The 16,135-nt window shown below is 43.3% G+C and carries 30 protein-coding genes and 1 pseudogene; all 31 read left to right on the forward strand.

The window, feature by feature from the left end; translation table 11 throughout:
• Nucleotides 1-92 precede the first annotated feature (92 nt).
• Complete coding sequence (tuf, locus tag U2H13_RS00715; protein ID WP_007410400.1) at nt 93-1,283, forward strand: elongation factor Tu; 1,191 nt, start codon at nt 93-95, stop codon at nt 1,281-1,283.
• Between the two features lie 103 nt (nt 1,284-1,386).
• Complete coding sequence (locus tag U2H13_RS00720) at nt 1,387-2,352, forward strand: alpha/beta fold hydrolase (protein WP_021494148.1); 966 nt, start codon at nt 1,387-1,389, stop codon at nt 2,350-2,352.
• 248 nt (nt 2,353-2,600) lie between these two features.
• Entirely contained in the window at nt 2,601-2,909 is a 309-nt protein-coding gene (rpsJ, locus tag U2H13_RS00725) for a 30S ribosomal protein S10 (RefSeq protein ID WP_003156464.1), read from the forward strand.
• A gap of 39 nt (nt 2,910-2,948) precedes the next feature.
• Nucleotides 2,949-3,578, forward strand: coding sequence for a 50S ribosomal protein L3 (gene rplC, locus U2H13_RS00730; protein WP_007410402.1), 630 nt, complete (start codon nt 2,949-2,951; stop codon nt 3,576-3,578).
• Nucleotides 3,579-3,605: 27 nt separating this feature from the next.
• Nucleotides 3,606-4,229 (forward strand): 50S ribosomal protein L4, encoded by a 624-nt coding sequence (rplD, locus tag U2H13_RS00735; RefSeq protein WP_007615239.1) that lies wholly within the window; start codon nt 3,606-3,608, stop codon nt 4,227-4,229.
• Entirely contained in the window at nt 4,229-4,516 is a 288-nt protein-coding gene (gene rplW, locus U2H13_RS00740) for a 50S ribosomal protein L23 (RefSeq protein ID WP_003156467.1), read from the forward strand. Before rplD ends, rplW begins: the two co-directional genes overlap by 1 nt.
• 31 nt (nt 4,517-4,547) lie before the next feature.
• Entirely contained in the window at nt 4,548-5,381 is an 834-nt protein-coding gene (gene rplB / locus U2H13_RS00745) for a 50S ribosomal protein L2 (protein ID WP_003156470.1), read from the forward strand.
• Between the two features lie 57 nt (nt 5,382-5,438).
• Complete coding sequence (rpsS, locus tag U2H13_RS00750) at nt 5,439-5,717, forward strand: 30S ribosomal protein S19 (RefSeq protein ID WP_003156472.1); 279 nt, start codon at nt 5,439-5,441, stop codon at nt 5,715-5,717.
• A 16-nt stretch (nt 5,718-5,733) separates the two neighbouring features.
• On the forward strand, nt 5,734-6,075 hold the full coding sequence (gene rplV / locus U2H13_RS00755) for a 50S ribosomal protein L22 (RefSeq protein WP_003156475.1): 342 nt from the start codon (nt 5,734-5,736) through the stop codon (nt 6,073-6,075).
• 3 nt (nt 6,076-6,078) lie between these two features.
• Entirely contained in the window at nt 6,079-6,735 is a 657-nt protein-coding gene (rpsC, locus tag U2H13_RS00760) for a 30S ribosomal protein S3 (protein WP_003156476.1), read from the forward strand.
• A gap of 1 nt (nt 6,736) precedes the next feature.
• Nucleotides 6,737-7,171 carry a 50S ribosomal protein L16 gene (gene rplP / locus U2H13_RS00765; protein WP_003156478.1) on the forward strand — a complete coding sequence of 145 codons (435 nt, stop codon included), beginning with the start codon at nt 6,737-6,739 and terminating at the stop codon, nt 7,169-7,171.
• Nucleotides 7,161-7,361 carry a 50S ribosomal protein L29 gene (gene rpmC, locus U2H13_RS00770; RefSeq protein ID WP_003156482.1) on the forward strand — a complete coding sequence of 67 codons (201 nt, stop codon included), beginning with the start codon at nt 7,161-7,163 and terminating at the stop codon, nt 7,359-7,361. Before rplP ends, rpmC begins: the two co-directional genes overlap by 11 nt.
• A 22-nt stretch (nt 7,362-7,383) precedes the next feature.
• Nucleotides 7,384-7,647, forward strand: a complete 264-nt coding sequence (rpsQ, locus tag U2H13_RS00775) for a 30S ribosomal protein S17 (protein WP_003156484.1) — start codon at nt 7,384-7,386, stop codon at nt 7,645-7,647.
• A 40-nt stretch (nt 7,648-7,687) separates the two neighbouring features.
• Nucleotides 7,688-8,056 carry a 50S ribosomal protein L14 gene (gene rplN, locus U2H13_RS00780; protein WP_007410404.1) on the forward strand — a complete coding sequence of 123 codons (369 nt, stop codon included), beginning with the start codon at nt 7,688-7,690 and terminating at the stop codon, nt 8,054-8,056.
• A gap of 36 nt (nt 8,057-8,092) precedes the next feature.
• Nucleotides 8,093-8,404, forward strand: coding sequence for a 50S ribosomal protein L24 (gene rplX, locus U2H13_RS00785; protein WP_003156486.1), 312 nt, complete (start codon nt 8,093-8,095; stop codon nt 8,402-8,404).
• A 26-nt stretch (nt 8,405-8,430) separates the two neighbouring features.
• On the forward strand, nt 8,431-8,970 hold the full coding sequence (rplE, locus tag U2H13_RS00790; protein ID WP_003156487.1) for a 50S ribosomal protein L5: 540 nt from the start codon (nt 8,431-8,433) through the stop codon (nt 8,968-8,970).
• A 22-nt stretch (nt 8,971-8,992) separates the two neighbouring features.
• Nucleotides 8,993-9,178 (forward strand): 30S ribosomal protein S14, encoded by a 186-nt coding sequence (rpsN, locus tag U2H13_RS00795; protein WP_003156488.1) that lies wholly within the window; start codon nt 8,993-8,995, stop codon nt 9,176-9,178.
• A gap of 31 nt (nt 9,179-9,209) precedes the next feature.
• A complete protein-coding gene (rpsH, locus tag U2H13_RS00800) occupies nt 9,210-9,608 on the forward strand; it encodes a 30S ribosomal protein S8 (protein ID WP_003156489.1) in 399 nt (132 codons plus the stop codon).
• A gap of 30 nt (nt 9,609-9,638) precedes the next feature.
• The gene (rplF, locus tag U2H13_RS00805; protein WP_003156490.1) at nt 9,639-10,178 is read left to right on the forward strand and encodes a 50S ribosomal protein L6; all 540 of its coding nucleotides are present in this window, start codon (nt 9,639-9,641) and stop codon (nt 10,176-10,178) included.
• A gap of 34 nt (nt 10,179-10,212) precedes the next feature.
• A complete protein-coding gene (gene rplR, locus U2H13_RS00810) occupies nt 10,213-10,575 on the forward strand; it encodes a 50S ribosomal protein L18 (RefSeq protein WP_003156492.1) in 363 nt (120 codons plus the stop codon).
• Between the two features lie 24 nt (nt 10,576-10,599).
• Nucleotides 10,600-11,100: a 30S ribosomal protein S5 gene (rpsE, locus tag U2H13_RS00815; protein ID WP_003156493.1), complete on the forward strand. Its 501-nt coding sequence runs from the start codon at nt 10,600-10,602 to the stop codon at nt 11,098-11,100.
• Nucleotides 11,101-11,113: 13 nt separating this feature from the next.
• Entirely contained in the window at nt 11,114-11,293 is a 180-nt protein-coding gene (gene rpmD / locus U2H13_RS00820; RefSeq protein ID WP_003156497.1) for a 50S ribosomal protein L30, read from the forward strand.
• Nucleotides 11,294-11,323: 30 nt separating this feature from the next.
• Nucleotides 11,324-11,764, forward strand: a complete 441-nt coding sequence (gene rplO, locus U2H13_RS00825) for a 50S ribosomal protein L15 (protein WP_003156499.1) — start codon at nt 11,324-11,326, stop codon at nt 11,762-11,764.
• 1 nt (nt 11,765) lies between these two features.
• The gene (secY, locus tag U2H13_RS00830) at nt 11,766-13,061 is read left to right on the forward strand and encodes a preprotein translocase subunit SecY (RefSeq protein ID WP_376700621.1); all 1,296 of its coding nucleotides are present in this window, start codon (nt 11,766-11,768) and stop codon (nt 13,059-13,061) included.
• A 51-nt stretch (nt 13,062-13,112) separates the two neighbouring features.
• On the forward strand, nt 13,113-13,766 hold the full coding sequence (locus U2H13_RS00835) for an adenylate kinase (protein ID WP_007410407.1): 654 nt from the start codon (nt 13,113-13,115) through the stop codon (nt 13,764-13,766).
• Entirely contained in the window at nt 13,763-14,509 is a 747-nt protein-coding gene (gene map, locus U2H13_RS00840; protein ID WP_007410408.1) for a type I methionyl aminopeptidase, read from the forward strand. Before U2H13_RS00835 ends, map begins: the two co-directional genes overlap by 4 nt.
• Nucleotides 14,510-14,621: 112 nt before the next feature.
• Nucleotides 14,622-14,856, forward strand: a pseudogene (locus U2H13_RS00845) (RNA-binding protein); the annotation flags it as partial.
• Nucleotides 14,834-15,052, forward strand: a complete 219-nt coding sequence (gene infA / locus U2H13_RS00850) for a translation initiation factor IF-1 (RefSeq protein ID WP_003156508.1) — start codon at nt 14,834-14,836, stop codon at nt 15,050-15,052. The pseudogene U2H13_RS00845 and the gene infA, both read left to right, overlap by 23 nt.
• A 33-nt stretch (nt 15,053-15,085) precedes the next feature.
• On the forward strand, nt 15,086-15,199 hold the full coding sequence (gene rpmJ, locus U2H13_RS00855) for a 50S ribosomal protein L36 (protein ID WP_003156543.1): 114 nt from the start codon (nt 15,086-15,088) through the stop codon (nt 15,197-15,199).
• A gap of 22 nt (nt 15,200-15,221) precedes the next feature.
• Nucleotides 15,222-15,587 carry a 30S ribosomal protein S13 gene (gene rpsM, locus U2H13_RS00860; protein WP_003156545.1) on the forward strand — a complete coding sequence of 122 codons (366 nt, stop codon included), beginning with the start codon at nt 15,222-15,224 and terminating at the stop codon, nt 15,585-15,587.
• 20 nt (nt 15,588-15,607) lie between these two features.
• Nucleotides 15,608-16,003: a 30S ribosomal protein S11 gene (rpsK, locus tag U2H13_RS00865; protein WP_007410409.1), complete on the forward strand. Its 396-nt coding sequence runs from the start codon at nt 15,608-15,610 to the stop codon at nt 16,001-16,003.
• The last annotated feature ends 132 nt before the right edge of the window (nt 16,004-16,135 follow it).

Genomic DNA, 16,135 nt, shown 5'->3' on the forward strand with positions numbered 1-16,135 from the left:
ACTACTATTGTAAGATGAGGAAGTGAGAGCTTGCTTTCACTTTCTATCACTCTATACATTACTAATTAAAAGCTCTTAAGGAGGATTTTAGAATGGCTAAAGAAAAATTCGACCGTTCCAAATCACATGCCAATATCGGTACAATTGGACACGTTGACCATGGTAAAACAACATTAACTGCTGCTATCTCAACAGTACTTCATAAGAAATCTGGTAAAGGTACAGCTATGGCGTACGATCAAATTGATGGTGCTCCAGAAGAACGTGAGCGCGGTATCACAATCTCTACTGCACACGTTGAGTACGAAACTGACACTCGTCACTATGCACACGTTGACTGCCCAGGACACGCTGACTATGTTAAAAACATGATCACTGGTGCTGCGCAAATGGACGGAGCTATCCTTGTAGTATCTGCTGCTGATGGCCCAATGCCACAAACTCGTGAGCACATCCTTCTTTCTAAAAACGTTGGTGTACCATACATCGTAGTATTCCTTAACAAATGCGACATGGTAGACGACGAAGAGCTTCTTGAGCTTGTTGAAATGGAAGTTCGCGATCTTCTTAGCGAATACGACTTCCCTGGTGATGATGTACCAGTTGTTAAAGGTTCTGCTCTTAAAGCTCTTGAAGGTGACGCTGAGTACGAAGAAAAAATTCTTGAACTTATGGCTGCAGTTGATGAGTACATCCCAACTCCAGAACGCGACACTGACAAACCATTCATGATGCCAGTTGAGGACGTATTCTCAATCACTGGTCGTGGTACAGTTGCTACTGGCCGTGTAGAACGCGGACAAGTTAAAGTCGGTGACGAAGTTGAAATCATCGGTCTTCAAGAAGAAAACAGCAAAACAACTGTTACTGGTGTTGAAATGTTCCGTAAGCTTCTTGACTACGCTGAAGCTGGAGACAACATCGGTGCACTTCTTCGCGGTGTAGCTCGTGAAGACATCCAACGTGGACAAGTACTTGCTAAACCAGGTACAATCACTCCACACAGCAAATTCAAAGCTGAAGTTTACGTTCTTTCTAAAGAAGAGGGTGGACGTCATACTCCATTCTTCTCTAACTACCGTCCTCAGTTCTACTTCCGTACAACTGACGTAACTGGTATCATCAATCTTCCAGAAGGCGTAGAAATGGTTATGCCTGGAGATAACACTGAAATGATCGTTGAACTTATCTCTACAATCGCTATCGAAGAAGGAACTCGTTTCTCTATTCGTGAAGGCGGACGTACAGTTGGTTCAGGCGTTGTTTCTACAATCACTGAGTAATCGACTCGTTCATTAATGCGGGGTCCCTTATGGGGCCTCGTTTTTTTGTTTCCCCGCTGATTCCATGTATAATAGAACGTATACAAATTTTAGGAGCAGAGCGATGATCGATAACTTCAAGAAAACCAATCGTATTTCAATGCTTCAGCAATTGCTGATTAATGGCAGTGAACAAACCACTATGATTAATGGTGATGACAGGAGTAATCCGTTGCTTTTGTTTTTGCACGGCGGTCCCGGCACGCCTCAAATCGGCTATGCGAGAAAATACCAGAATAAGCTGGAAAAGCATTTCACCGTTGTGAACTGGGATCAGAGAGGGGCGGGTCTCTCTTATTCAAAGGAAATTCCGGATTCATCTATGACTTTGGATCAGCTGACAGACGATACCATTCATTTGACCGAACGCTTATGCAAGCAATTCAGCAGGCAAAAAATATATATCGCCGGCTATTCGTGGGGTTCAGTTCTGGCGCTTCATGTTCTTCAAGAAAGGCCTGATTTGTATTATGGGTATATCGGTATCAGTCAGGTGGTTAATATTCAAAAGGAAGAAACGGAAGCTTACCGGCTGATGATGGAATGGAGCAGGCAACGCAAACATTTCCTGCTGGAAAAGACGCTGAGCTTTATCGGAGCGCCTCCATGGGAGAAACAGCTGCAGCGAACGTTATTTCTGCTTTGTATCGAGATGAGGGGAGGGGGCTTTACCCATCATCCGATTGGTGCTCTAAAAGCGGGGGGGCGAATGCTGTTTGGTGAACCGTACGGTGTGAGAGGGAGCATCTTAGCCGCGCGGGGACAAATGTTCAGCTTGAAACACCTGTGGGAGGATCTCATTTTCTTTGATGCCGGGGAATCAGTTTCTTCTATTATAATACCGTGCTGTTTTATGTCAGGGAGATACGATTTGACGGTCCCGGGGACGACGTCTTATGAATATTATCAGAAGGTTGATGCGCCGTATAAAGAATGGCATTGGTTTGAGAACTCAGCCCATTCGCCTCACTTGGAGGAACCGGATCGCTTTGCCGAAGTTGTCAGCCGGTTCGCATCGTTCCATCTCTGAAAGAAAACAGGCATATCCTTGATTAATCATGGTATCACCTGTATAATAATCAAAGTGTGAAAACCACAAGGTTCTTTAAATAAACCTTGCAACATACGTCTATTTTCTGTATAATAGTGTATGTTGGTCTTTGACTGCGATGAAGTGAGAGGTTGCTGACACACCCGGCCGCTTTGCCATGGCAAGGTGATCAGGTTTTTCTCACGGAGAACTGTCTAACGTGATGTAGGCGAAAAGGAGGGAAAATAATGGCAAAACAAAAAATTCGTATTCGTTTAAAAGCATATGATCATAGAATCCTTGATCAATCTGCAGAGAAGATTGTTGAAACGGCAAAACGTTCTGGTGCCAGCGTATCTGGTCCGATTCCGTTGCCAACTGAAAAATCAGTTTACACAATCCTTCGTGCGGTGCACAAATACAAAGATTCTCGTGAGCAATTTGAAATGCGTACACATAAACGTTTAATCGACATTGTGAACCCAACACCACAAACTGTTGATGCTCTCATGCGATTAGACTTACCATCTGGTGTCGATATCGAAATCAAACTTTAATTCTAAAATATAGAATGATCTTAATAGGAGGTGTGACGAATGACCAAAGGAATCTTAGGAAGAAAAATTGGTATGACGCAAGTATTCGCAGAGAACGGTGATCTTATCCCGGTAACTGTTATTGAAGCAGCTCCAAACGTTGTTCTTCAAAAGAAAACAGCTGAAAATGATGGCTATGAAGCGATCCAGCTTGGTTTTGACGATAAGCGTGAAAAGCTTTCAAACAAACCGGAAAAAGGACACGTTGCAAAAGCGGAAACTGCTCCTAAGCGCTTCGTTAAAGAATTACGCGGCGTGGATATGGATGCGTATGAAATTGGTCAGGAAGTCAAGGTTGAAATTTTCTCTGCAGGAGAAATCGTAGATGTAACAGGAGTATCTAAAGGTAAAGGTTTCCAAGGTGCAATCAAGCGCCACGGACAATCTCGCGGACCTATGTCTCACGGTTCACGCTACCACCGTCGTCCTGGTTCAATGGGACCTGTAGATCCTAACCGTGTATTCAAAGGTAAACTATTACCTGGACGCATGGGCGGAGATCAAATCACTGTCCAAAACCTTGAAATCGTAAAAGTAGATGCTGAGCGCAATCTTCTTTTGATTAAAGGTAACGTACCTGGTGCGAGAAAAACTTTAATCACTGTTAAAAGTGCTGTTAAATCTAAATAAGTCTCTTAGGAAAGGAGGAAATTGATCATGCCAAAAGTAGCATTATACAACCAAAACGGTTCTACTGCTGGTGATATCGAATTAAACGCGTCTGTATTTGGAATTGAGCCAAATGAGAGCGTAGTATTCGACGCTATTCTTATGCAAAGAGCTTCCTTACGTCAAGGATCTCACAAAGTAAAAAATCGTTCTGAAGTACGCGGCGGAGGTCGCAAACCATGGCGTCAAAAAGGTACAGGTCGTGCCCGTCAAGGTTCAATCCGTTCACCGCAATGGCGCGGGGGTGGTGTCGTATTCGGCCCAACACCACGCAGCTATTCTTACAAATTACCTAAAAAAGTTCGCCGCTTGGCAATCAAATCAGTATTGTCTTCTAAAGTGAACGACAACAACATTATTGTTCTTGAAGATCTTACTCTTGATACGGTTAAAACAAAAGAAATGGCAGCTATCCTTAAAGGATTATCTGTTGAGAAAAAAGCTTTAATCGTAACTGCGGATGCAAACGAAGCAGTATCTCTTTCTGCACGCAACATCCCTGGAGTTACAGTTGTTCAAGCTAACGGAATCAACGTGTTAGACGTTGTCAACCACGAGAAGCTTCTGATTACAAAAGCTGCGGTTGAAAAAGTAGAGGAGGTGCTTGCATAATGAAAGATCCTCGTGATGTTCTTAAGCGCCCCGTCATTACTGAACGTTCTGCTGATTTAATGACTGAAAAAAAATATACTTTTGAAGTTGATGTAAGAGCTAATAAAACAGAAGTGAAAGATGCAGTTGAAAGTATCTTTGGAGTGAAAGTTGACAAAGTCAACATCATGAACTACAAGGGGAAATCAAAACGTGTCGGCCGCTACACTGGTATGACTAGCCGTCGCAGAAAAGCGATCGTAAAACTTACTGCAGACAGCAAAGAAATCGAAATTTTTGAAGCTTAATTATCTGTAAAAAGAAGGAGGGAAATTCAAAATGGCGATTAAAAAGTATAAACCGACCTCTAACGGACGTCGTGGCATGACAACTTCAGATTTTGCTGAAATCACGACTGACCAGCCGGAAAAATCCTTGCTTGCGCCCCTTCACAAAAAAGGCGGACGTAACAACCAAGGTAAATTGACTGTACGTCACCAAGGTGGCGGACACAAACGCCAATACCGTGTTATCGACTTCAAACGCGATAAAGATGGTATACCTGGACGCGTTGCTACAGTTGAGTACGATCCAAACCGTTCAGCTAACATTGCACTAATCAACTATGTAGACGGAGAAAAACGTTACATTCTTGCACCAAAAGGAATTCAAGTAGGTACTGAAATCATGTCCGGCCCTGAAGCTGACATCAAAGTAGGTAACGCACTTCCGCTTATCAACATCCCTGTTGGTACAGTTGTGCATAACATTGAATTAAAACCTGGTAAAGGCGGACAGCTTGTACGTTCAGCTGGTACATCTGCTCAGGTTCTTGGTAAAGAAGGCAAATACGTTCTTGTACGTCTTAACTCTGGTGAAGTTCGCATGATCCTTTCTGCTTGCCGCGCTTCTATCGGTCAAGTAGGTAACGAGCAGCACGAACTGATCAACGTTGGTAAAGCAGGACGCTCTCGCTGGAAAGGCATCCGCCCTACAGTCCGCGGTTCTGTAATGAACCCTAACGATCACCCGCACGGTGGTGGTGAAGGTCGCGCGCCAATCGGACGTAAATCACCAATGTCTCCTTGGGGCAAACCGACTCTTGGATTCAAGACACGTAAGAAAAAGAACAAATCTGATAAATTTATCGTACGTCGTCGTAAAAATAAATAACGGGGTTGTCTACGGTTCATTTCGGACCGTAGTGCAATCACGAAGGGAGGTTCCAAAATGGCTCGCAGCTTGAAAAAAGGACCATTTGTCGATGGACACTTGATGACAAAAATCGAGAAATTAAATGAAACGGACAAGAAACAAGTTGTAAAAACTTGGTCTCGCCGTTCAACTATTTTCCCACAATTTATCGGTCACACTATCGCAGTATATGACGGACGTAAACACGTGCCTGTATTCATTTCTGAAGACATGGTAGGCCACAAGTTGGGCGAATTCGCACCGACTCGTACTTACAAAGGCCACGCCAGTGACGATAAAAAAACAAGACGCTAAGAGAGGAGGCTTTTAAATGCAAGCTAAAGCTGTTGCAAGAACAGTCCGTATTGCTCCTCGTAAAGCACGTCTAGTAATGGACCTGATTCGAGGTAAGCAAGTAGGCGAAGCAGTATCTATCCTGAACTTAACTCCGAGAGCTGCTTCTCCGATCATCGAAAAAGTTTTAAAATCTGCTATCGCAAATGCTGAGCACAACTACGAGATGGACGCTAACAATCTGGTTATTTCTCAGGCATTTGTTGACGAAGGCCCAACGTTAAAAAGATTCCGCCCGCGTGCTATGGGACGTGCGAGCCAAATCAACAAACGTACGAGCCACATTACAATCGTTGTATCAGAAAAGAAGGAGGGATAAGTAGTGGGTCAAAAGGTAAATCCAGTCGGTCTTCGTATCGGAGTCATTCGTGATTGGGAATCTAAGTGGTACGCTGGTAAAGATTACGCTGACTTCCTGCACGAAGATTTAAAAATTCGTGAATTCATTAGCAAACGCCTTTCTGACGCTTCTGTTTCTAAAGTAGAAATCGAGCGCGCAGCAAACCGCGTTAACATTACGATCCACACTGCTAAGCCTGGTATGGTAATCGGTAAAGGCGGATCTGAAGTTGAAGCACTTCGTAAAGCCCTTAACAGCCTTACTGGCAAGCGTGTACACATTAACATTCTTGAAATCAAAAGAGCAGATCTTGATGCTCAGCTTGTAGCTGACAACATCGCTCGTCAACTAGAAAACCGTATTTCTTTCCGCCGTGCGCAGAAACAACAAATCCAACGCACTATGCGTGCTGGAGCACAAGGTGTGAAAACAATGGTTTCCGGCCGTCTTGGCGGAGCTGACATTGCTCGTTCTGAATACTACAGTGAAGGAACTGTTCCATTGCACACTTTACGTGCTGACATCGACTATGCAACATCTGAAGCTGACACAACTTACGGTAAGCTTGGTGTAAAAGTCTGGATCTATCGTGGAGAGGTTCTTCCTACTAAGAAGAAAACTGAGGAAGGAGGAAAATAATATGTTATTACCAAAACGCGTTAAATATCGCAGAGAGCATCGCGGAAAAATGCGCGGTCGCGCTAAAGGCGGTACTGAAGTACATTTTGGTGAGTACGGTATCCAGGCTCTTGAAGCTTCTTGGATCACGAACCGCCAAATCGAAGCTGCACGTATTGCGATGACTCGTTACATGAAACGTGGCGGTAAAGTTTGGATTAAAATTTTCCCTTCAAAACCTTACACTGCTAAACCGCTTGAGGTACGGATGGGTTCCGGTAAAGGGGCTCCTGAAGGCTGGGTAGCTGTTGTAAAACCGGGCAAAGTTTTATTTGAAATTTCTGGTGTGTCTGAAGAGGTAGCTCGTGAAGCTCTTCGTCTTGCATCTCACAAATTGCCAATTAAAACGAAGTTCGTAAAACGTGAAGAAATTGGTGGTGAATCAAATGAAAGCTAATGAAATTCGTGACCTTACCACTGCTGAAATTGAACAAAAAGTAAAGTCTCTTAAAGAAGAACTTTTCAATCTTCGCTTTCAATTAGCGACAGGACAACTTGAAAATACTGCTCGCATTCGTGAAGTGCGCAAAGCTATCGCGCGCATGAAAACTGTGATTCGTGAAAGAGAAATTGCTGCCAACAAATAATCACTGAGGGGAGGTCGTGAGCATGAGCGAACGTAACCAACGCAAAGTTTACCAAGGCCGTGTTGTTTCTGACAAAATGGATAAAACCATCACTGTTGTTGTTGAAACATACAAAAAGGATCCTATTTACGGTAAACGCGTAAAATACTCAAAGAAATTCAAAGCACATGATGAAAATAACCAAGCTAAAATCGGAGACATCGTAAAGATCATGGAAACTCGTCCATTATCTGCAACTAAGCGTTTTCGTCTAGTAGAAGTTGTCGAAGAAGCTGTTATTATCTAATAAAGTTCGGAATTCTTTTTCCGAAGGGAGGTAACAAATAATGATTCAACAAGAGACTCGTTTAAAAGTTGCTGACAACTCCGGTGCGCGTGAGGTACTTACTATTAAAGTTCTTGGCGGTTCTGGACGTAAAACGGCTAACATTGGTGATGTAATTGTTTGCACGGTTAAACAAGCAACACCAGGAGGCGTTGTCAAAAAAGGTGAAGTCGTAAGAGCTGTTATCGTTCGCACAAAAAGCGGAGCACGCAGAACTGACGGATCATACATCAGCTTCGATGAGAATGCATGTGTTATCATCCGTGACGACAAGAGCCCGCGTGGAACTCGTATCTTCGGACCGGTTGCCCGTGAATTACGTGAAAACAACTTCATGAAAATTGTTTCTCTGGCTCCAGAAGTTATCTAATGAAATAAATGCCTTACTCAAGGAGGTGCGATCAGGATGCATGTGAAAAAAGGCGATAAAGTAATGGTTATCTCTGGTAAAGATAAAGGCAAACAAGGTACGATCCTTGCTGCTTTCCCTAAAAAGGACCGCGTTCTAGTTGAGGGCGTAAACATGGTGAAGAAGCACTCTAAACCAACTCAAGCAAACCCTCAAGGCGGTATTTCTAATCAAGAGGCGCCAATTCATGTATCAAACGTTATGCCGCTCGATCCTAAAACAGGTGAAGTGACTCGCGTAGGATACAAAGTGGAAGATGGCAAAAAAGTTCGTGTTGCAAAAAAATCTGGGCAAGTCTTAGATAAATAGTATTTAAAGGAAGGGAGGTCTATCTCATGAACCGCCTTAAAGAAAAGTACAATAAAGAAATTTCACCTGCTTTAATGACGAAGTTCAACTACGACTCTGTTATGCAGGTGCCAAAAATCGAAAAAATCGTAATCAACATGGGTGTCGGTGATGCTGTTCAAAACGCGAAAGCAATCGACAGTGCTGTTGAAGAATTAACGTTTATCGCAGGTCAAAAACCTGTCGTTACTCGTGCGAAGAAATCAATTGCTGGATTCCGTCTTCGTGAGGGAATGCCTATCGGTGCGAAAGTAACTCTTCGCGGAGAGCGCATGTATGATTTCCTTGATAAACTTATTTCTGTATCTTTACCGCGTGTACGTGACTTCCGCGGGATTTCTAAGAAATCTTTCGACGGTCGCGGAAACTACACTCTTGGTATTAAAGAACAGTTAATCTTCCCTGAAATTGACTACGATAAAGTAACAAAGGTTCGCGGAATGGACATCGTTATCGTAACGACTGCTAACTCTGACGAAGAGGCTCGTGAGCTATTAACTCAAGTAGGTATGCCGTTCCAGAAATAATCAATGAAAGGGAGGCGAAATCGTGGCTAAAAAGTCAATGATTGCGAAACAACAACGTACACCAAAGTTTAAAGTGCAAGAGTACACTCGCTGTGAACGCTGCGGACGTCCGCACTCAGTCATTCGTAAATTTAAACTTTGCCGTATTTGTTTCCGTGAGCTTGCATATAAAGGACAAATTCCTGGCGTGAAAAAAGCCAGCTGGTAATCCCCAAGAATGGGAAGGAGGTAATTATATAATGGTTATGACAGATCCAATTGCAGATATGCTGACTCGTATTCGCAATGCAAACATGGTACGTCATGAGAAGCTTGAAATTCCTGCTTCTAAATTGAAAAGAGAAATTGCTGACATTTTAAAGCGTGAAGGTTTCATTCGTGACGTTGAGTTCGTAGAAGACAGCAAACAAGGTATCATCCGCGTTTTCTTGAAATACGGACAAAACAACGAGCGCGTTATCACTGGTCTTAAAAGAATCAGCAAACCAGGTTTGCGTGTATACGCTAAATCAAATGAAGTACCTCGCGTACTTAACGGTCTTGGAATCGCGATTATTTCTACATCACAAGGTGTTTTAACGGACAAAGAAGCCCGTGCAAAACAAGCTGGTGGAGAAGTTCTAGCATACGTTTGGTAAGAAGTTTAACAAGAATGGAGGTGTTTTAGTATGTCTCGTGTAGGTAAAAAACTGCTTGAGATCCCTTCTGGAGTTACAGTAACGCTGAACGAAGGCAACACTGTAGCTGTAAAAGGACCAAAAGGAGAATTAACTCGTACTTTCCATCCTGATATGGAAATCAAAATTGAGGACAACGTGCTTACAGTTACTCGTCCTTCTGATCACAAAGAGCACCGTGCGCTGCATGGTACGACTCGCAGTCTGCTTGGAAACATGGTTGAAGGCGTATCTAAAGGATTTGAAAGAGGTTTGGAATTAGTCGGTGTCGGTTATCGTGCGGCTAAATCCGGAAACAAACTTGTTTTAAACGTTGGATACTCTCACCCTGTTGAGATCGTTCCTGAAGAGGGCATCGAAATCGAAGTTCCTTCTCAAACTAAAGTAGTTGTAAAAGGTACAGACAAAGAGCGTGTAGGAGCTATCGCTGCTAACATCCGCGCTGTACGTTCTCCAGAGCCTTACAAAGGTAAAGGAATCCGCTACGAAGGTGAAGTTGTTCGCCGTAAAGAAGGTAAATCTGCTAAGTAAGACCGCTTAAAGTGAAGAAAGGAGTGACCTAAGGATGATTACGAAAACTAGCAAAAATGCTGCTCGTCAAAAAAGACATGCCCGTGTTCGTGCTAAACTTTCAGGCACAGCTGAAAGACCTCGTCTGAATGTGTTCCGTTCAAACAAACACATTTATGCTCAAATCATCGATGATGTAAATGGCGTTACACTTGCTAGTGCCTCTACTCTCGATAAAGATTTGAACGTGGAAAGCACTGGTGACAGCGCTGCTGCTGCTAAAGTCGGTGAACTCGTTGCGAAACGCGCTTCTGAGAAAGGTGTTTCTGACGTAGTATTTGACCGCGGCGGATACTTATACCATGGACGTGTAAAAGCTCTGGCCGATGCAGCTCGTGAAGCCGGACTGAAATTTTAATAAAAAAAGGAGGGACACATGATTATGCGTCGTATTGACCCAAGCAAATTAGAGTTAGAAGAACGCTTAGTTACGGTTAACCGCGTAGCGAAAGTTGTTAAAGGTGGTCGTCGTTTCCGTTTCGCAGCTCTAGTCGTTGTCGGTGACAAAAACGGTCACGTAGGTTTCGGTACTGGTAAAGCACAAGAAGTACCTGAAGCCATCCGCAAAGCTGTTGAAGATGCGAAAAAGAATTTGATTGAAGTACCAATGGTTGGAACTACGATTCCACACGAAATCATCGGACGTTTCGGTGCAGGCAATATCTTGTTGAAACCTGCTTCTGAAGGTACTGGAGTTATCGCTGGAGGCCCTGTACGTGCGGTACTTGAGCTTGCTGGCGTTGCTGATATCCTTTCTAAGTCTTTAGGTTCTAACACACCGATCAACATGATCCGTGCAACACTTCAAGGTTTAAGTGAGCTTAAACGTGCCGAAGAGGTTGCGAAGCTTCGTGGAAAATCTGTAGAAGAACTGTTAGGATAAGGAGGGAACATTAATGGCTAAATTAGAAATTACCCTCAAACGCAGTGTAATCGGTCGCCCGGAAGATCAGCGCGTTACTGTAAGAACACTTGGTTTAAAGAAAACAAACCAAACTGTCGTTCATGAAGATAACGCTGCGATCCGCGGTATGATTAATAAAGTATCTCATCTAGTTTCTGTTAAAGAACAATAAAAATAAATTATAGGCTAAGGAGGTGTCCTAATGAAACTTCATGAATTAAAGCCTTCAGAAGGTTCACGTAAAGTACGCAATCGCGTAGGTCGTGGTATTGGTTCTGGTAACGGTAAAACAGCTGGTAAAGGTCACAAAGGTCAAAACGCTCGTTCTGGCGGCGGTGTACGCCCTGGATTCGAGGGGGGACAAATGCCTTTATTCCAACGTCTTCCTAAACGCGGTTTTACAAACATCAACCGTAAGGAATACGCTATTGTGAACGTAGACAAATTGAACGGTTTTGCGGAAGGAACGGAAGTCACTCCTGAACTTCTTCTTGAGACTGGTGTTATTAGCAAACTTAATGCAGGAGTAAAGATTCTTGGCAACGGTAAATTAGAGAAAAAATTAACTGTAAAAGCCAATAAATTCTCTGCTTCTGCGAAAGAAGCTGTTGAAGCTGCTGGCGGTACAGCTGAGGTGATCTAACTTGTTTAAGACAATCTCCAACTTTATGCGTGTGAGTGATATTCGGAATAAAATCATTTTTACATTACTCATGCTAATCGTCTTTCGCATAGGTGCGTTTATCCCTGTGCCATATGTAAATGCTCAGGCGTTGCAGACACAAAGTTCGATGGGGGTTTTTGATCTCCTTAATACATTTGGCGGCGGTGCGCTTTATCAGTTCTCCATTTTTGCGATGGGAATTACGCCTTACATCACTGCTTCAATCATCATCCAGCTGCTTCAGATGGATGTTGTGCCGAAGTTTACCGAGTGGTCTAAGCAAGGTGAAGTCGGCCGCCGTAAATTAGCTCAGTTCACGAGATATTTTACGATTGTGCTTGGTTTTATCCAGGCATTAGGTATGTCTTACGGGTTTAACAACCTGGCAAACGGTATGCTGATTGAAAAATCCGGCATATCGACATATCTGATTATTGCTTTAGTACTCACTGGAGGAACTGCTTTTTTAATGTGGCTGGGAGAACAAATTACTTCCAATGGAGTAGGTAACGGAATTTCGATCATCATCTTCGCGGGGATTGTGGCTAGTATTCCGAAAACTGTTGGGCAGATTTATGAGACTCAATTTGTCGGCAGCAGCGATCAGCTGTTTATTCATATTGTAAAAATCGCTTTACTGGTGACTGCGATTTTGGCCGTTATTGTTGGTGTTATTTTCATTCAGCAGGCCGTACGCAAAATCGCGATTCAATATGCAAAAGGGCAAGGTCGTTCACCTGTTGGCGGAGGCCAGTCAACTCACCTTCCGCTTAAAGTGAATCCGGCAGGGGTTATTCCGGTAATCTTTGCGGTTGCGTTTCTTATTACGCCGCGTACTATCGCGTCATTTTTCGGAGAAAACAATGTGACAAAGTGGATTCAAGCCAACTTTGACAATACACATCCGGTGGGCATGGCGGTTTATGTCGCATTAATTATCGCCTTTACGTACTTCTATGCTTTTGTGCAGGTAAACCCTGAACAAATGGCTGATAACCTAAAAAAACAGGGTGGCTATATCCCGGGGGTTCGTCCAGGGAAAATGACTCAAGATAGAATTACGAGCATTTTGTATCGACTTACGTTTGTGGGTTCTATATTCTTAGCCGTGATTTCCATTCTTCCTATCTTTTTCATTCAATTCGCTGGATTGCCTCAAAGTGCACAGATTGGCGGAACATCATTGTTAATTGTCGTCGGGGTAGCCTTGGAGACAATGAAGCAGCTGGAGAGCCAGTTAGTGAAACGTAATTACCGAGGATTTATGAAAAATTAGAGGACTGGTTTTAACCATTCCTCTAAATAAGAGAGGACGGGGGAAATCCGAATGAACTTAGTCTTAATGGGACTTCCTGGAGCCGGTAAAGGCACACAGGGAGAACGAATTGTTGAGGATTATGGGATACCTCATATCTCAACGGGAGATATGTTCCGTGCTGCTATGAAAGAAGAAACACCACTCGGACTCGAAGCAAAGTCTTATATTGATAAAGGCGAGCTCGTACCGGACGAAGTCACAATCGGCATTGTCAAAGAAAGACTCGGCAAAGATGATTGTGAAAGAGGTTTTCTTCTGGACGGATTTCCGCGAACAGTCGCTCAGGCTGAAGCTCTTGAAAACATTCTTGAGGAATACGGCAAGCCGATTGATTATGTCATTAACATTAAAGTAGACAAAGACTCTTTAATGGAACGTTTGACTGGACGCAGAATTTGCAGTGTTTGCGGCACAACCTATCATTTGGTTTTCAATCCGCCGAAAACGCCGGGTGTTTGTGATAAAGACGGAGGAGACCTTTATCAACGGGCAGATGATAATGAGGAAACCGTCTCAAAACGGCTTGAGGTCAACATGAAGCAGACGCAGCCTTTACTCGATTTTTATTCTGAGAAAGGGTATCTTGTCAACGTCAATGGCCAGCAGGACATTAACGACGTGTACAAAGATGTGAAAGAGCTTCTTGGAGGATTGAGCAAATGATTATCTGTAAGACCCCTCGTGAGCTTGGTATCATGCGGGAAGCAGGGCGAATCGTGGCTTTGACTCATGAAGAGATGAAAAAGCACATTAAACCAGGAATCTCGACAAAAGAATTGGATCAAATTGCCGAACGTTTTATTGAGAAGCAGGGTGCAATCCCATCTTTTAAGGGGTATAATGGGTTTCGCGGGAGCATTTGTGTATCAGTTAATGAAGAACTCGTTCACGGAATTCCCGGTAAAAGGGTTTTGCGTGACGGTGACATTATCAGCATTGATATCGGTGCTAAATTAAATGGTTATCATGGTGACTCTGCTTGGACATATCCGGTAGGAAACATCAGTGATGATGATAAACGACTGCTGGAAGTGACAGAGGAGTCTTTATATAAAGGCTTGAAGGAAGCAAAACCAGGTGAACGTTTGTCGAATATTTCCCACGCAATACAAACGTATGTCGAAAATGAGCAGTTTTCAGTTGTTAGGGAGTATGTCGGACATGGTGTTGGTCAAGACTTGCATGAGGATCCGCAAATTCCTCATTACGGTCCGCCAAACAAAGGACCTAGGCTGAAGCCTGGTATGGTTCTCGCTATAGAACCGATGGTTAACGCTGGCAGCCGATATGTGAAAACATTGGCTGATAACTGGACGGTTGTAACGGTAGATGGGAAAAAGTGTGCTCATTTTGAACATACGATTGCGATTACGGAAACGGGTTTTGATATACTGACAAAAGTCTAGATGATGAAATGAATTCCATGACATATGTTTTTCATTCCGCACCTGGGCAGATTGTAGGTTTACAATTGGTCGGAAGAAAAAACGGCTAGCTGCTGTCATCGGAATGAAGATTCATCATCGTGTACTAAAGCAGACGGAGAAAAGCGTACATTTCATTCTCCTTAGAAAAAGAATATCAATCATTCACCCTTTATGATTGCGTATCTCCGGAAGTTCAGAACAGTATAAACGAAACAGGGCGTGTGACAAACGGATAACTGAGATTTTCTCTTTTGAAATTTGTCAGAGAGCAAGTTACTGATTTGAAGAAGGGAGAACACTTGAATGGCGAAAGACGATGTAATTGAAGTGGAAGGTACGATTGTCGAAACACTGCCAAACGCGATGTTCAAAGTTGAACTCGAAAATGGCCATACGGTTTTGGCTCACGTATCTGGTAAAATCCGCATGCACTTCATTCGCATTTTACCTGGAGACAAAGTTACGGTAGAATTATCTCCATATGACTTAACTCGTGGCAGGATTACGTACCGTTACAAATAAAGCACTCCGGAAACTGAAGGAGGTTGGAAACACATGAAAGTGAGACCATCAGTTAAACCAATCTGCGAGAAATGTAAAGTTATTCGCAGAAAAGGAAAAGTAATGGTGATCTGTGAAAATCCAAAGCATAAACAAAAACAAGGATAATTAATAAGGAGGTGCCCAGAGAATGGCTCGTATTGCTGGTGTAGATATCCCACGTGACAAACGTGTTGTTATTTCTTTAACATATGTCTTCGGAATTGGCCGCACAACGGCTCAGCAAGTCTTGAAAGAGGCTGGTGTTTCTGAAGATACTCGTGTGCGTGATCTTACTGAAGAAGAACTTGGTAAAATCCGTGATGTTATTGACAAACTGAAAGTAGAAGGTGACCTTCGCCGTGAAGTTTCTCTTAACATCAAGCGTCTGATCGAAATCGGAAGCTACCGCGGAATCCGCCATCGCAGAGGTTTGCCTGTTCGCGGACAAAACTCTAAAAACAATGCGCGTACTCGTAAAGGTCCGCGTCGTACTGTAGCTAACAAGAAAAAATAAGTAAGGGAGGTACCTAAACAATGGCTGCTGCTCGTAAACAAAACACGCGTAAACGTCGCGTGAAAAAGAATATTGAGTCAGGAATCGCTCATATTCGTTCAACTTTCAACAACACGATCGTTACGATCACTGATACTCATGGTAATGCTCTTTCTTGGTCTAGTGCCGGAGCTCTAGGATTCAGAGGTTCTCGTAAATCTACTCCTTTTGCTGCGCAAATGGCTGCTGAAACAGCTGCTAAAGGTTCAATCGAACACGGACTTAAAACTCTTGAAGTAACTGTTAAAGGACCAGGTTCTGGCCGTGAAGCTGCAATCCGTGCTTTACAAGCTGCCGGACTTGAAGTTACAGCTATCAGAGACGTAACTCCTGTTCCTCATAATGGATGCCGTCCACCAAAACGTCGCCGCGTGTAATTTGTTTGTATAGATTTTGTGTCCCTGTCAATAATGGGTTATGATACAGTTATTTATGAAACGAATGCACCGACTCGTTGCCTGAGCACATACGGGACTAAACAATGGGGAATTTCGGATGGAATCTCATAT

Source organism: Bacillus sp. A1, assembly GCF_042296235.1.
Lineage (GTDB): Bacteria > Bacillota > Bacilli > Bacillales > Bacillaceae > Bacillus > Bacillus velezensis.